Here is a 14743-nt window from a genome sequence, read left to right on the forward strand (position 1 = left end):
TATATGGTTTTGACATCCCTAACAACAACTTGCAGGCCGCCTGGATCGACAGTTTCCATATGGGGAACGGGCATTATGCTATCCAGCGGAGCCGCATCGGAAAACGGTTTTTCTGTTTTAGGAAGTTACGGCGGCCCCGACATTCCCGAACCGTGGGGCTGGCGAACCGTCGTTGAGCTGATCGACAACGATAATCTCATGATCACAGCCTATAACATTTCACCGGAAGGCCAGGAAGACAAAGCAACAGAAACCGTTTACAAGCGGGTTAGCTAAATGCCGGATGGCACGAATTTGTTATTCATCGGGTAAGAGGCCATAACCCATCCCGATGAAACATTCAACCCGTTTTTTACTGCTCGCATTAATCATAGCATTAATCGTGTCCTGCAAGCCGGTGCCCGTTTCGCATTGGTTCCCGGTGACGCCGCAAGAGCATTATGAGCGGGAGCTTTATAAATTGAAGGCTGAGAAAACGACAGCCGGACTAACGTGGTTCCGCACCAGCGAAGCCGTGCTGAATGATTCCGTTTTTTCGCTGGCGCCCTATCAGGAACGATCGTATCTGGGCGATTCTTTCCCTGCACAGGCCATTCGCTTACAGATTCCGGAAGGAAGAAAATTGGTAATTACACCATTGCGCGAGCCAAAAGACACAGCTGCGCATTTTTTTATGGAGCTTTTTAAGATCAAGGCAAATGGCAAGCCGCAACGCCTGGATTACTTGAAACAAGAAGATCAAACAATCACCTACTCCAACGATAACGCCGACACATTGCTGCTGCGCCTTCAAACCGGTTTGAATGAAGAAACGGCTGTTTCGCTATCCCTGACTACATTGCCATCGCTGGAATTTCCCGTTTCAGGACACGGCATGTCATCCATTATGAGCTTTTGGGGTGCTGATCGCGACGGCGGAATCCGGTCGCATGAAGGCGTTGACATACGTGCTAAACGCGGAACGCCTGTTGTCGCAGCGCAAAATGGATTTATTACACAAACCGGGACGAATAACCTGGGCGGGAAGGTCGTATTTCTGTCATCAATGGGCAGTCCGTATTCCTTATATTATGCCCATTTGGATAGTCAACTGGTTTCGGTCGGTGAGCGGGTTGTGATTGGCGACACACTGGGTCTGGTGGGAAACACGGGCAATGCTATAACCACTGCGCCGCATTTGCATTTCGGCATTTACGCGCGCGGTTCAGGTGCGGTGAATCCATTGCCTTTTATTGATGACCGCAAACAAAAAATTCCAGGGTTACCGGAGCAATCACGCTGGCTTGGCGACACGGTTAGAATTAAGAAAAAGGCCAATTTGTACATTTCGCCGCAGTTTAATGCGAGTGAAAAAATCGGTTCCTTGCCAGCAAACACGTTGGTAAGGATATTGGGCGAAATGTCAAAAGGGTTTCGCGTGGCACTTGAAAGCGGAGACAAAGGTTACATTCCAACCGTGCCGCTCGAAGCGTATAACCGTGAAATTTCCGCCGCAAAACAGCAAAAATCCGGAAGCAGATAACGAATGGATCTGTCCCGGATTTTTCAATGCATTTTACTGCTTATCCCCGATCATTTCAATTTCCTGACTTTCGAAAACAACGAAAATATTCAGCTTATTTGACTTTATGCTGCCGATCTTTTCCGTTCCCTCATACAAGTCAATTCCTGAGCTTCCGGCGCTTTTCAAAGCAATTGAACCCAGGTCTTCGTCCGGTTCGGAAGCGCCATCCAATTTGAGCTTCATTTTACCGGTCACCACTTCCGCAGAAAATTTGTCCAGCTGAACTGTGATCACGGCTCCGTTAAGCGGCTGCTTTGTTCCGTCAATGTTGAGTTCGGTAATCTTGTAATTCCCTGCAACTTGCGCGCTCAGTTCGGGAGCCGGATCTTTGTCTTTGTCTTTCTCACAAGCGAAGAATAATGTACTCAGGAATAAAATCAGAAAAATCTTTTTCATGGCTGTTTAAATAAATGATAATTAGATGATTAGTTGTCATTTTGACTCGACAAAGGTAGGCGGACCGGCCGCAGGCAATCAATCCTCTGAAAGTACGATTTTCGAAAAATCATGCTTTTAGAGGATATTATTCAATGGTTTTATTTCAGAATTTTGCGGACGTATTTTTCCAGAAAAAACTCCTCCGTGTGGCAATGAAATTCGTTTACAAGACTGCCTTTCTGTTTTTCCTTTATGTCCATGCGATGGCGCAAAGCGGTGATGCGAATGTCATTTTGAAAAAAATCAGGGAAAGTAAAGAAGACACCAACCGGGTGCTGGCCTACATTGAATATGGTAACCTCCTCGAAAATAATAACCTCGACAGTGCGGGAAAATATTATCTAAAAGCGGAAGCATTAAGCCAAAAGCTGGATTATGATCTTGGAAAATTCAAGTTTCGCTCCAATTACACTTACATTCTGAATTTGCAGGGGAAATTTGAACAAGGACTGAAACTGAACAAGGAAAGCCTGGAAATAGCAAAACCGGATGAACCATCAGGTGAACATGGGTAAAAGTCACGCCAACATTGCCACCAGTTATGTTTATATGGGCAATTTCACCGAGGCAATCAAATATTATCAGCGCTCGATAGACCAGTTCGAGAAGCTGGGAATGAAACAATTTTTGCCAAGACTTTATATCAGCATGGGCTCAGCGTTTGAGCACGCCAATCTTTTTAATAAATCGCTGGTATACAAGCAAAAAGCGCTGCAATTGGCGCGCCCCATGAAAGACAGTCTGACGCTTGCAGACATTCTCACCAATCTCGGCGGGTGTTATTTCAATTTAAAGCGCTATAAAGAAGGTTTGGCGGCTTATACAGAAGGACTTGTTGTCGCGCAAAAAATCAAGTCGGACATTTTCGTTGTGCAGGCTTACGGCGGACTTTGCCGTGTTAACCGCGGTTTGAAAAAGCTTGACATTGCACGGGAATACGGTGAAAAGGGACTGGATCTGGCCAGAAAAACGGGAAATGTGTTTTTGGAAATGGAATGTTTGCGTGCATTAATGTTCGTGGCCGAGGATAGTAATGATGTAAAGCTTTCGGCTAAATACACGCGGGACGCGCTGAAAATCGCGGAAGCCAACGAGATGACGGATCATTTGGTTGAGCTTTATGAAGACTATGCAACCGATCTGGCGCGTGAAAACAATTACAAAGGCGCGTTCGATTATCTGATGAAATACACGATTCTGAACGACTCAATTCAGGGCCTCGACGTGCAGAAACAATTGCAGGAACTGGATACAAAATATCTGACCGCCCAAAAAGAAAAAACAGATCGTCAGTTTAGAAAAGAAAAACAAAAACGTAACACACTCATTTATAGTCTCATTGCAGGACTGATGGCTGTAACGCTGATCTCTGTTTTAGTTTACCGAAACATTACAATCCTAAAACGAATCGCTGAAAAAGAAGTGCTTCAATTGCAACAGGAAAAACAACTCGTGGCCACAAATTCTATTTTGAAAGGTCAGGAAGAAGAACGCACCCGCGTTGCCAGAGACCTCCATGACGGTCTTGGCGGACTATTATCTGGTATTAAATTAACTTTGAATTCCGTGAAAGGAAATGTAATTCTGCCCGAGGAAAGCGCTATGACCTTTACCCGGGCACTCACACAACTTGACGGCGCAATCAGCGAAATGCGCCGCGTGGCACACAGTATGATGCCCGAAACATTGGTAAGGTTCGGGCTGATCGACGCACTCAATGATTTTTGCGAAGGAATCAGCGCTTCCGGCCAATTAAAGGTTACTATGCAGGATTTTGGTTTTGAAGAACGCCTGGACTCGTCTATTGAAATCGTCCTTTACCGTGTCGTCCAGGAGCTTTTGAACAATGTGCTGAAATATGCCGAGGCCACAGAAGCGCAGGTTCAGCTTACACGGATCGGCAGCAATGTAAGTCTTACCGTGGAAGACAATGGAAAGGGATTTGATGTAAAAAGCCTCGAAACGAGCAAAGGAGCGGGTTTCAGGAATGTGCAGGCACGTGTTGATTATCTGAACGGCAAGCTGGACATTCAATCGACGCCGGAAGAAGGAACCTCTGTTTTGGTAGAAATTGTGGTGTAAATTCTTTTAGCAATGCGATCTCAGCGCAACTTCACCATACTAACCTCGAACTTATGAACGCCAGAATCCTAATTGTAGATGACCATCCGCTAGTGCTGGAAGGCCTGAAATCGCTCTTGTCAGAAAGTGAGGGCATATCGGTCGTAGGCACAGCGACGAATGCCATTGATGCAATTGCGTTTCTTAAAAACAACGAAGTCGACATTGCATTTCTGGACATTAACCTGCCCGATATCAGCGGAATAGAGCTTTGCAAAAAGGTTAAGGAACAATTTCCGGAAGTGAAAACGCTTGCTTTGAGCACATTCAGCGAACGTGCATATGTGTCGCGCATGATCCAGAATGGTGCTTCGGGATATTTGATCAAAAGTTCGAGTAAAGAAGAAATCCTGGAAGCCATTCACCAGGTTCAGGCTGGCGGCTATTTCATGAATGTCAATTTCGATCAGGCCGCGGCAACCACTGCGCCCAAAACCGTCCCGTTTCTCACTCGTCGTGAAAAGGAAGTGCTCATCCTCATCGCCGAAGGAATGACCAATCCACAAATCGCCGACAAACTTTTCATTAGCGTAACCACCGTCAACAGCCACCGCCAAAACCTCCTCATGAAATTCGAAGTCTCAAACACAGCATCACTAATCAAGCTGGCCGCGGGGTTGGGGTTGATTTGATTTTTAGCTCGTTTTGTTTAAATTTGAGCATGAACACATTAAGAATAAGCATATTGAATCCTAAGGCGACAAAGCTTCTTAAGAACCTCGCGGATCTTGAACTCATCGCCATAGAGAAACCGTCTGCCTCAGGATTTGCTTCAATACTCAAACGACTACGCTCCGCAAACAAATCAGTTCCCAAAATGGATGAAATCACCAGGGAAATAGAATTGGTTCGCACGAAGCGTTATGAGAAATAAGCCTAAACGGATAATTTTAGATACAAATCTTTGGATCAGTTTCCTCATCTCAAAAGATTTTGCAAAGCTTGATAAGATCCTTTTTTCTGGCAAATGTCGTCTGATATTCAGCGAAGAGTTGTTGCAAGAGTTCTTGCAAGTTGCCCGCCGACCAAAATTCCGAAAATATTTCTCTCCCGATAATTTAGAAGCGATACTCGATTCTATCGAAGAATATGCAGATTTTATTCAGGTTTCCACAATAGAAACGCAGTGCAGAGATCCGAAAGACAACTTTCTGCTGGCCTTGGCAATTGATGGAAATGCTGACTATTTGCTCACAGGCGACCATGACCTCCTCGATCTGGGCATAATTGAAAAAACGCAAATTATGACCATCGCCAGTTTTATCACAAGGATTTAACCCCCTACTCCGTCGTTACCAAACTCCCAAACGGAAACAATACTGACGAAACGTGGGCGCGGTTCATGATCTGGCCTAGCTCTTTGGCTTTTTCTGGAAATTGTGGCGTGAGGTTTGTGGTTTCGCCCGGGTCTTTTGAGAGATCGTAAAGCTCGACCAATGCGTCGGGATTGCCAGCAGCTTTTAACCGAATGGCTTTCCAATTTCCCTGGCGAACGGCTTGACGACCACCTTGTTCATGGAATTCCCAATACAAATAATCATGCTTTTTCTGGGTGGTTTTGCCCTTTAATGCATCGGTGAAGGAAATGCCGTCAATGTTTTGTGGTGCCTGAGCCTGCGCCAGTTCAGCAAATGTTGGCAGAATGTCCCAGAATGCGCCTATATAGTCGCTTTTGGTGCCGGGCTTGATCACTGCCGGCCAGCGTGCTGCGAATGGCTCGCGAACACCGCCTTCATATAAATCGCGTTTTACGCCCCGAAACCCGCCGCTGCTGTTGAAAAACTTAGGATCTGCGCCGCCTTCAACGTGCGGGCCGTTGTCACTTGTGAAGATGATCAGCGTATTTTTATCTAAACCTTTTTCCTTCAATTTTTCCAAAACCTGACCGACATACATATCCAGCCGCGTCACCATGGCTGCAAATGTTGCCCGCGGAATTTCTTGGGAAGCGTAACCGCCATCTTTGGCATTAACACCGTAATCTGCGCCCTTATGCGGCTTTTCCTCAAATTTACCTTTGTAATATTGCAAAATGCTATCCTCAGGAACAATCAGTTCTGCATGCGGAAGAATGTAAGGCAAAAACAGGAAAAAAGGCTTTGTCCCATCCTGCACATTCACAAATTGCAATGCCTTTTCCTGAATCAGATCCGGCGCGTATTCCTTATTATAGCGCAGGTTTTTGTTGCCTTCCAGAATGATCTTTTTATTATTATCCCACAAATGGTTCGGATAATAGCGGTGCGCCAGACTTTGGCAATTATAGCCGTAGAATTGATTGAAACCCTGTTTGTTAGGATCTCCTTCCGAACCAACCGGCCCAAGTCCCCATTTCCCAAATGCTGCGGTGACGTAACCGGATTTCTGCAAAATCTCAGCAACGGTGAGCACCGAATCCGCGATGGGCTGCTGGCCTTCCGGCGAAACGCTCTTGTTTCCGCGAATGTAAGTGTGGCCTGTATGCTGTCCCGTTAGCAGCGACGACCGCGAAGGTGCGCAAACGGATGTGCCCGCGTAGAACTGATTGAATATCATTCCCTCCCGCGCCAGCTTATCAATATTTGGTGTCTTGATTAATTTCTGACCATTGAAACCTACGTCTCCGTAACCCAGGTCGTCCGCTAAAATGAAGATAATGTTGGGTCGCCCCGGCTTTGCAGTTTGTGCAGCTAAATGGTGTCCGGTGACACTAAATATGAGGCAGCAAAACAGCGCAATAACGTTTTTCATTATTTACTACTATATTTGATATACTTCAAAAAGACATTGAAACCGCTGGAATACTTGTAAAACCTGCGGCTATCTTTGCCCTGATACCCTACGACAGCCAGGCGACTGGCATGAATTGACAACCACCGAAAATTCCGGCAAGTCGGACTGCGCTGTCTTATAGGGTATCAGGGTTCAATATATCTCGATTGCTGCGTTTCAGAATTAAATAATCTACTTAATTGATAGACAAAATAAGAATTAAAAAATCAAACAAACAATAGCCTCAGGTGCACTTGAAGGCAAATTCTTGCGCTGTTTACCACAAACTTTTTTAAGCGCTGTGTTGTGTGAAGGCTGATTGACAGGTAGATTTCCTAAATTGACACTTCTTTGCACATTACTCACATTTTACCTTCCGGATGGAAAAGGACAACACTTATTTTGGCGTTAAGGAGATTGCGCGGCGGGCTAATGTTTCAATTGCAACGGTTGACAGGGTAATTCACAACCGCACCGGCGTTTCTGAGAAGACCAAAAAGAAGATCAATGAAATTATAAAAGAGCTTGATTATCAACCCAATATACTAGCAAGTCGGCTTGCTTCGCGGAAGATCATTTCCCTTGCCGTATTGCTCCCAAAAGTTTCTGAGGAAACGGATTTCTGGGAAGCGCCGCTGAAAGGCATTGTTCGTGCGCAGAATGAGATCAAACGATATGGCGTGCAGGTGAGCACATTTCTGTTCGATCTTAATGATCATCAGTCGTTTACCGAACAAACCAAAAAGATTCTTGAGGGAACATTTCATGGCGTTTTGCTGGCGCCTTCGTTTTTGGAAGAAGCCACGGAGTTTGTCAAAACGTGCCATAAGCTCAAAATTCCTTTTACATTCATTGATTCCGACATTCCGGATCAGGATAACCTTGCATACATCGGTCCGCATTTATTTCAGAGTGGTTATGTTGGAGCGAAATTGCTTACTTATCGGTTAAAAGAAAAGCATAAGGTGCTGGTCGTCAACATTTCAAAAGACACAGACACTTATAATTATCACCAGATTGAGGAAGGTTTCCGGAGTTATTTTAAAGACCACAAAATTCCAGGTGAAATCATCCGCGTTGACATTAAGGATACGGATAATCTTTCTGTGACGCGCGACCTGAAACGCGTCTTGCTTACGCATGAAGACATTGAAGCCATTTTTGTAACCAATTCCCGGGTCGCGTCTGTTGCTACTTTTCTTGAAAAAAATGACCGCACCGACATTTCCCTCATCGGCTACGACTTCCTTAAAGAGAACATTCGCTATCTGAAAGAAGGCTTGATTGACTTCCTGATTTGTCATAAGCCGGAAGAGCAGGGTTACCGCGGATTGATGGCTTTATACGAGACACTTGTGCTGGGAAAGACAGTGGAAAAGGTTCATTTTATGCCTATTGACATTGTTACGCGCGAGAATCAGGCATTTTATCAAAATTGATTGTAAATCACCCTAACAACCATATAAAGCATTTGCATTTTGAGTTGTTTCAAAATAATTTACAATCAAAACTTGCAATAAGTTGTTCCTAAAAATATGTTTGTATATTTACGGGTACGTGCCCGAAACATGTTTCTGGCTATTCCTAAACACTTTTATATAATCAAAATATGCGTTCGCTGAGCAGACGAAACTTCATTATTAACTCAGTCGTAACCGGCGCCGGATTGGGATTACTGGATTATTTGCCAGCCCATGCGAATGTTGCTGATGGAAAACGTGTGGGCATTATTGGTTTGGATACATCGCACAGCATTGCATTTACCAAAGCATTGAATGCCACGCAGCCTGACCCTGTTTATGACGGTTACAAGGTCACAGCAGCCTATCCGCAAGGAAGCAAAGACATTGAATCCAGCACAAAACGCATCCCCGGTTACATTGAGGAAGTAAAAAAAATTGGCGTAAAAATCACGGATTCAATTCAGGAATTATTGGCTGAAACGGATGTGATTTTGCTGGAAACAAATGATGGCCGGTTGCATTTGGAGCAAGCATTGGAGGTTTTCAAAGCTGGCAAAAGAATGTTCATCGACAAACCGGTTGCAGGCTCATTATCAGACGCGATCGCGATCTATAATGCTGCCGAAAAATACAAAATTCCAGTTTTTTCAGCTTCATCTTTGCGCTATATCAAAGGACTGGAAAACATTGATAAAGCCAAGGTTTTAGGCGCGGACACATACAGTCCGGCCGTTTTGGAAAAGACCCACCCTGACTTTTTCTGGTATGGCGTTCACGGCGTGGAAACGCTTTATACCGTAATGGGAACGGGCTGCAAAAGCGTCACACGTGTAAGCACACCTAACACGGACATTGTCGTCGGCATCTGGGGCGACGGCCGCACAGGCACATTCCGTGGAACGCGCACTGGAAAGCACGATTACGGCGGGACCGTTTTTACAGAAGATGGCAACAAAGTTTTGGGGCCTTATGCTGGTTATGAGCCGCTTTTGGTGGATATTATCAAGTATTTCAAAACGGGTGAAATGCCTGTAACGCCGCAGGAAACGATCGAAATATTCACGTTTATGGAAGCCGCGGACGAAAGCAAACGTCAGGGCGGAAAGAGCGTGACATTGGAAAGTGTTTTAAACAAAGCCAAAAAGGGCAGATAAAATCGCTCAGTAAACAGTCAGATCCTTAATCATTATTGATATGAAAAATATTCCTACTGAAAGACGAGATTTTTTAAAGAAAACGCTTGCAGGAAGTGCATTGCTCACATTCGGCGGCATTTTGCCTGGATTTAGTCCCAAAAGTTATGCAAAGATCATTGGCGCAAATGAAAAAGTGCGTGTCGGTGTGATGGGTGTGAACAGCCGCGGTCTGGCGCTTTCTTCAAATTACGCCTTGCAGCCAAATTGCGAGGTTGTTTCAATCTCGGATGTGGATTCCAGGGCGGCAGAAAAATGCATTAGTGCTGTTAATGACATTCAAAAGTCCAAACCTGCCAACACACCTGATTTCCGGAAAGCCCTGGAAAATAAGGATATGGATGCTCTCGTGATCGCGGCGCCCGACCATTGGCACGCGCCTGCTGCAATCCTGGCTTCAAAAGCTGGAAAGCACGTTTACCTCGAAAAACCTTGCAGCCACAACCCAAACGAAGGGGAAATGCTGATCGCGGCGGCGAAGAAATATAAGAATGTAATTCAAATGGGCAACCAGCGTCGCTCGTGGCCGAATGTTATGGCGGCGATTAAGGAAGTGCATAATGGTGCCATTGGCCGTCCCTATTTTGTAAAAGGCTGGTATACCAATAACAGAGCATCCATAGGCGTTGGAAAAGAAACGGCCGTTCCGGCCTGGCTCGACTACGAGTTGTGGCAGGGACCCGCGCCGCGCCGCGCTTATAAAGACAACTTGATCCATTACAATTGGCACTGGCTTTGGAAGTGGGGAACGGGCGAAGCGCTCAACAACGGCACGCACATGCTGGACCTGATGCGCTGGGGTTTGCAGGTTAAATATCCCAATCGTGTAACTTCCTCTGGTGGACGATTCCGTTACAAAGATGACTGGGAAGCTCCTGATACGCAGGTTATTAATCTGGAATTTGATAACAACACGGCCATGTCTTGGGAGGGCAGAAGCTGCAATGGCCGGACAAATGAAGGCAGCAGCGTGGGCGTCATTTTTTATGGAGAAAACGGCTCGCTGCAAATCGGTGAAGGCAACACTTACACCATTTACGGCCTTGATAACAAAGTCATTAAGGAAGTAAAAAATGATTTTGTCATTGACCCAAGGAACAAAATGAATCCGTCGCAAGGGCTGGATGCATTGCACATTCAGAACTTCTTTGATGCGATCAAAAAAGGAACGCCGCTGGCTTCGGAGATCGTTGGCGGACACCAAAGCACATTGCTCGCGCAGCTCGGCAACATTGCATATCGCACCGGAGGCACATTGAATGTTGATTCCTCGAACGGACATATTAAGAATAACAAAGAGGCTGAAAAACTCTGGAAAAGAGAATATCAGAAAGGCTGGGAACCGAGTGTTTGATCTTATGATGGATATCATTATCCCCGTCAGGGGATCTAGATTTCCAGCCCTGGATTTTAATCCATGGCGAAATGCCCCGGATCCGGGTTGCGGGATTTATTAACCCCGGATAACCCGGATAACCCGGATAACCCGGATAACCCGGATAACCCGGATAACCCGGATAACCCGGATAACCCGGATTAAAATCCGGGGTTGGAGATCGTCATCCCCTGACGGGGATTGGTGCACCGGTAAAGTTGAATTATCTCCGTCAGGGATATAGATTTAAAGCCCTGGATTTTAATCCATGGCGAAATGCCCCGGATTCGGGTTGCGGGATTTATTAACCCCGAATTCGGTTTGCGGGATTATCAGCCCCGGATTTTAATTCATGGCGAAATGCCCCGGATTCGTTGCGGGATCTATATTTGAATACCAGCGCGGGATTGAGTTCCGCGATTTATCGCCCAAAAACCCATGAAAAACGCCTCCATAGCAATCAAAGTTGAAGATCTTTCGAAGCGGGAAACGATGATCTCGATCTTTTTGATCGGGTTGATGTTTTTCATCTTTGGTTTTGTTTCCTGGGTGAATTCGATCCTGATTCCGTATTTCAAAATCGCTTGCGAGCTTACCAGTTTTCAGGCTTATCTCGTTGCATTTGCCTTTTACATTGCCTATTTCGTCATGTCTGTGCCATCCTCTTATTTGCTGAGAGCGGTGGGTTTCAAGAAGGGAATGATGTTTGGATTCTGGGCAATGGCTTTGGGTGCATTCATTTTTGTCCCTGCGGCTATGTCGCGGACTTATGAGATTTTTCTCTTGGGATTGTTTACAATTGGCATTGGATTGGCGATTTTACAAACTGCCGCTAATCCTTACATAACCATTCTCGGAGCAAAAGAACGAGCAGCTCAGCGCATCAGCATCATGGGAATTTGCAACAAAGCAGCCGGCATTTTGTCGCCGATCGTTTTTGCAGCCGTGATCCTCCGCCCTACTGACACGGCCATGTTCCAGCAGCTGAGCTCGATGACAGACATCGAACGCAGTGCAGCATTAGACGAGCTGATTCGGCGCGTAATCAATCCATACATTGGACTCGGAAGCTTTCTTTTCATCCTAGGTTTTTTGGTTTACAAATCACCTTTGCCCGAGATTGACACAGAGCATGAAAGCGAACATTTGGCAACTGCCAATGCAGGCAAAACGAGCATTTTCCAGTTTCCACATTTGGTTCTGGGCGCATTAGCGATCTTTTTGCATGTGGGAACGCAGGTGATTGCCATCGATACCATTATAGGTTATGCCAATTCAATGGGCATTGATCTGCTGGAAGCCAAGGTCTTCCCTTCTTACACGCTTTTCTGCACTATTTGCGGGTATTTGATTGGAATCACCGTCATTCCAAAATACATCAGTCAGGTTACGGCGCTCAGAATCTGCACATTGCTTGGGACAGTTTTTACATTGCTGATCATTTTTGCCAAAGGAGAAATTAATTTCTTGGGACACACAACGGACATTTCAATCTGGTTTGTCGTGTTGCTTGGATTGGCCAATTCGCTGGTTTGGGCGGGCATATGGCCGCTGGCGTTAGATGATCTGGGCAGGTTTACCAAGTTAGGCGCCTCCATTATGATTATGGGGCTTTGCGGAAACGCCATTATGCCCCTTTTCTACGGCTATTTTGCAGATACGCTGGATGTGCGGCAGGCTTACTGGGTGCTGCTGCCTTGTTACTTATATCTCGTTTTTTATGCAGTGAAAGGGCATAAGTTGAGGAGATGGAGCTAGGCAGTCAGCTTTCGGCGTTCGAGGTCTATTAACGGTTAAATTTTACAAAATATAAAAAAGTGCTGACGGCTGATTGCCGAAAGCCGAAAGCCAACAAATGCGTCTTAAAATAACCAACGGCACCATCATCACTCCCTTTCGCTATATCCGGAACGGGACATTGCTTGTGGAAGATGGCGTGATCATTGGCATACACGAAGGGAATGTGGATTTTCCGGATGCGGAGATTATCGATGCTGGCGGAAATTACATTGCGCCGGGATTCATTGATATTCATATTCACGGGGGAGGCGGCCATGATTTTATGGATGGAACGGTTCACGCATTTTTGCGCATTGCCGAAACCCACGCCAAATACGGAACCACAGCCTTGGTTCCCACGACATTGACCAGCGAAAAAGAGGATTTGCTGCAAACGCTGGATCATTATGAAGAAGCAAATGCAACCAACCTGAAAGGTGCGCAATTCCTCGGAATGCACTTGGAGGGGCCCTATTTCGCATTAAGTCAGCGCGGTGCGCAGGATCCGCGTTACATTAGAAATCCCGATCCGAAAGAATATGAAGAAGTGCTCGCTTATTCCTCGTCGATTACGCGGTGGAGCGCTGCGCCTGAGCTTCCAGGAGCTATTGATTTTGGTAAAAGATTGAAACAAATGGGCATTCTGGCGGCTGTGGCGCATACGGACGCGATTTATGAGGAAGTGCTGGAAGCTTATGAAAACGGTTACACGCTGGCCACGCACTTGTACTCGGCCATGTCCGGTGTGACGCGGAAGAATGCATTTCGATATGCCGGGACCATTGAAAGCGCTTTTTTACTCGATATGGACGTGGAGATTATTGCGGACGGTGTGCATTTGCCTGCTCCGCTTTTGAAACTGATATACAAAATAAAAGGCCCCGACCGCATTGCATTGATCACCGACGCCATGCGCGCAGCCGGAATGCCGGAAGGCGAAAGCACATTAGGCTCGCTCAAAAATGGCTTGAAGGTGATCGTAGAAGACGGCGTCGCCAAGTTACCCGACCGCACCTCCTTCGCCGGAAGCGTTTCAACAACAGATCGCCTGGTAAGAAATATGGTGCAGATGGCGGATGTTTCCTTGCTCGATTCCGTGCGGATGATGACTGCTACACCTGCGCGCATTATGGGCGTGGACCACAAAAAAGGCACATTAGTCGCTGGTAAAGACGCGGATATCGTGATTTTCGACCACGACATTAACATACAAAAAACCATAGTACGAGGCAGAATTATTTACGACAGGCATCTTAACGAACACAATTATGAAGGTTGACGATTTGGAAATAAAAATTTTCGACACCAGACAAGAAATGGGAATCAATGCAGCCCAAATGGTTGCTGATAAAATCCGCGAATTACAAGAGATCAAAGATTCAGTTAACATCATTTTCGCCTCTGCGCCTTCCCAAAATGAGTTTTTAGCTGCATTGAAAGAGGAAAAAGGCATTGAGTGGGAGAAAATAAATGCTTTCCATATGGACGAATATGTGGGCCTTCCGAATGACGCACCTCAGAATTTCGGCAATTTTCTTAAAGTTAAGTTATTCGATTTTGTGCCGTTAAAATCAGTTTCGTATTTGAATGGCAATGCGGAAAATATGGAGGAAGAATGCAATCGTTATGCGGAGCTTTTGGAAGAAAATCCGATTGATATTGTTTGTCTGGGCATTGGAGAAAATGGACATTTAGCCTTCAATGATCCGCATGTGGCATTTTTTGATGATCCTTTGATTGTAAAACAGGTGGATCTGGATCATGCCTGCCGTCAGCAACAGGTGAATGATGCATGTTTTGACACATTTGATGAAGTGCCGCAAACGGCATTAACCTTGACGATCCCGACATTGATGAAGGCAAAATATGCTTATGCGATGGTTCCGGGCGAGAAAAAGGCGCAGGCTATTTATCACACCGTTGCGGAGGAAATTCAGGAAGAATATCCGTCTACGATCCTCCGTAAGCACCCGCACGCCGTTTTATTTATTGATAAAGACAGTTCAGGGAAGCTGAAAGAAATTTCGTCATACAGTCAGGCGTAACTCCATTTTTGGGC

The 14743-nt window shown here is 45.7% G+C and carries 15 protein-coding genes; 13 read left to right on the plus strand and 2 right to left on the minus strand.

Going from position 1 to position 14743, the window contains the following annotated elements:
* Positions 1–3 precede the first annotated feature (3 nt).
* Positions 4–276: a DUF1579 family protein gene (locus AC0IYG_RS19220; protein WP_471712707.1), complete on the plus strand. Its 273-nt coding sequence runs from the start codon at positions 4–6 to the stop codon at positions 274–276.
* A gap of 55 nt (positions 277–331) precedes the next feature.
* Positions 332–1522, plus strand: a complete 1191-nt coding sequence (locus AC0IYG_RS19225) for a peptidoglycan DD-metalloendopeptidase family protein (protein WP_471712708.1) — start codon at positions 332–334, stop codon at positions 1520–1522.
* Between the two features lie 33 nt (positions 1523–1555).
* Here AC0IYG_RS19225 and AC0IYG_RS19230 read toward each other — a convergent pair whose 3' ends face one another.
* Positions 1556–1960, minus strand: a complete 405-nt coding sequence (locus AC0IYG_RS19230) for a hypothetical protein (protein ID WP_471712709.1) — start codon at positions 1958–1960, stop codon at positions 1556–1558.
* A 194-nt stretch (positions 1961–2154) separates the two neighbouring features.
* On the opposite strand from AC0IYG_RS19230, the gene AC0IYG_RS19235 reads away from it, so the two are divergent.
* From AC0IYG_RS19235 to AC0IYG_RS19250, 4 genes are all read left to right on the plus strand, one after another.
* Positions 2155–2517, plus strand: coding sequence for a hypothetical protein (locus tag AC0IYG_RS19235; protein WP_471712710.1), 363 nt, complete (start codon positions 2155–2157; stop codon positions 2515–2517).
* Positions 2510–4084 carry a tetratricopeptide repeat-containing sensor histidine kinase gene (locus tag AC0IYG_RS19240; RefSeq protein ID WP_471712711.1) on the plus strand — a complete coding sequence of 525 codons (1575 nt, stop codon included), beginning with the start codon at positions 2510–2512 and terminating at the stop codon, positions 4082–4084. The genes AC0IYG_RS19235 and AC0IYG_RS19240 overlap by 8 nt, the downstream gene beginning before the upstream one ends.
* A gap of 53 nt (positions 4085–4137) precedes the next feature.
* Positions 4138–4755, plus strand: coding sequence for a response regulator (locus AC0IYG_RS19245; protein WP_471712712.1), 618 nt, complete (start codon positions 4138–4140; stop codon positions 4753–4755).
* Between the two features lie 231 nt (positions 4756–4986).
* The gene (locus AC0IYG_RS19250; protein ID WP_471712713.1) at positions 4987–5400 is read left to right on the plus strand and encodes a putative toxin-antitoxin system toxin component, PIN family; all 414 of its coding nucleotides are present in this window, start codon (positions 4987–4989) and stop codon (positions 5398–5400) included.
* A 4-nt stretch (positions 5401–5404) separates the two neighbouring features.
* Here AC0IYG_RS19250 and AC0IYG_RS19255 read toward each other — a convergent pair whose 3' ends face one another.
* A complete protein-coding gene (locus AC0IYG_RS19255; protein WP_471712714.1) occupies positions 5405–6853 on the minus strand; it encodes an arylsulfatase in 1449 nt (482 codons plus the stop codon).
* Positions 6854–7254: 401 nt separating this feature from the next.
* On the opposite strand from AC0IYG_RS19255, the gene AC0IYG_RS19260 reads away from it, so the two are divergent.
* From AC0IYG_RS19260 to AC0IYG_RS19290, 7 genes are all read left to right on the plus strand, one after another.
* The gene (locus AC0IYG_RS19260) at positions 7255–8313 is read left to right on the plus strand and encodes a LacI family DNA-binding transcriptional regulator (RefSeq protein WP_471712715.1); all 1059 of its coding nucleotides are present in this window, start codon (positions 7255–7257) and stop codon (positions 8311–8313) included.
* Between the two features lie 170 nt (positions 8314–8483).
* A complete protein-coding gene (locus AC0IYG_RS19265) occupies positions 8484–9491 on the plus strand; it encodes a Gfo/Idh/MocA family protein (protein WP_471712716.1) in 1008 nt (335 codons plus the stop codon).
* A gap of 40 nt (positions 9492–9531) precedes the next feature.
* A complete protein-coding gene (locus tag AC0IYG_RS19270) occupies positions 9532–10884 on the plus strand; it encodes a Gfo/Idh/MocA family protein (RefSeq protein WP_471712717.1) in 1353 nt (450 codons plus the stop codon).
* Between the two features lie 63 nt (positions 10885–10947).
* Positions 10948–11070, plus strand: a complete 123-nt coding sequence (locus tag AC0IYG_RS19275) for a hypothetical protein (protein ID WP_471712718.1) — start codon at positions 10948–10950, stop codon at positions 11068–11070.
* Between the two features lie 273 nt (positions 11071–11343).
* Positions 11344–12663 (plus strand): sugar MFS transporter, encoded by a 1320-nt coding sequence (locus AC0IYG_RS19280; RefSeq protein WP_471712719.1) that lies wholly within the window; start codon positions 11344–11346, stop codon positions 12661–12663.
* A gap of 97 nt (positions 12664–12760) precedes the next feature.
* Positions 12761–13963 (plus strand): N-acetylglucosamine-6-phosphate deacetylase, encoded by a 1203-nt coding sequence (gene nagA, locus AC0IYG_RS19285; RefSeq protein WP_471712720.1) that lies wholly within the window; start codon positions 12761–12763, stop codon positions 13961–13963.
* On the plus strand, positions 13953–14729 hold the full coding sequence (locus tag AC0IYG_RS19290) for a glucosamine-6-phosphate deaminase (RefSeq protein ID WP_471712721.1): 777 nt from the start codon (positions 13953–13955) through the stop codon (positions 14727–14729). The genes nagA and AC0IYG_RS19290 overlap by 11 nt, the downstream gene beginning before the upstream one ends.
* Positions 14730–14743: the final 14 nt, after the last annotated feature.

It is taken from the genome of Dyadobacter sp. AC419 (assembly GCF_979253085.1).

Coding starts and splice junctions, on each gene's coding strand:
- AC0IYG_RS19275 (WP_471712718.1), top strand. CDS start 10,948: ATGGCGAAATGCCCCGGATCCGGGTTGCGGGATTTATTAACCCCGGAT.
- AC0IYG_RS19240 (WP_471712711.1), top strand. CDS start 2,510: ATGGGTAAAAGTCACGCCAACATTGCCACCAGTTATGTTTATATGGGC.
- AC0IYG_RS19220 (WP_471712707.1), top strand. CDS start 4: ATGGTTTTGACATCCCTAACAACAACTTGCAGGCCGCCTGGATCGACA.
- AC0IYG_RS19250 (WP_471712713.1), top strand. CDS start 4,987: ATGAGAAATAAGCCTAAACGGATAATTTTAGATACAAATCTTTGGATC.
- AC0IYG_RS19245 (WP_471712712.1), top strand. CDS start 4,138: ATGAACGCCAGAATCCTAATTGTAGATGACCATCCGCTAGTGCTGGAA.
- AC0IYG_RS19280 (WP_471712719.1), top strand. CDS start 11,344: ATGAAAAACGCCTCCATAGCAATCAAAGTTGAAGATCTTTCGAAGCGG.
- AC0IYG_RS19270 (WP_471712717.1), top strand. CDS start 9,532: ATGAAAAATATTCCTACTGAAAGACGAGATTTTTTAAAGAAAACGCTT.
- AC0IYG_RS19265 (WP_471712716.1), top strand. CDS start 8,484: ATGCGTTCGCTGAGCAGACGAAACTTCATTATTAACTCAGTCGTAACC.
- AC0IYG_RS19260 (WP_471712715.1), top strand. CDS start 7,255: ATGGAAAAGGACAACACTTATTTTGGCGTTAAGGAGATTGCGCGGCGG.
- AC0IYG_RS19290 (WP_471712721.1), top strand. CDS start 13,953: ATGAAGGTTGACGATTTGGAAATAAAAATTTTCGACACCAGACAAGAA.
- nagA (WP_471712720.1), top strand. CDS start 12,761: ATGCGTCTTAAAATAACCAACGGCACCATCATCACTCCCTTTCGCTAT.
- AC0IYG_RS19255 (WP_471712714.1), bottom strand. CDS start 6,853: ATGAAAAACGTTATTGCGCTGTTTTGCTGCCTCATATTTAGTGTCACC.
- AC0IYG_RS19235 (WP_471712710.1), top strand. CDS start 2,155: ATGAAATTCGTTTACAAGACTGCCTTTCTGTTTTTCCTTTATGTCCAT.
- AC0IYG_RS19225 (WP_471712708.1), top strand. CDS start 332: ATGAAACATTCAACCCGTTTTTTACTGCTCGCATTAATCATAGCATTA.
- AC0IYG_RS19230 (WP_471712709.1), bottom strand. CDS start 1,960: ATGAAAAAGATTTTTCTGATTTTATTCCTGAGTACATTATTCTTCGCT.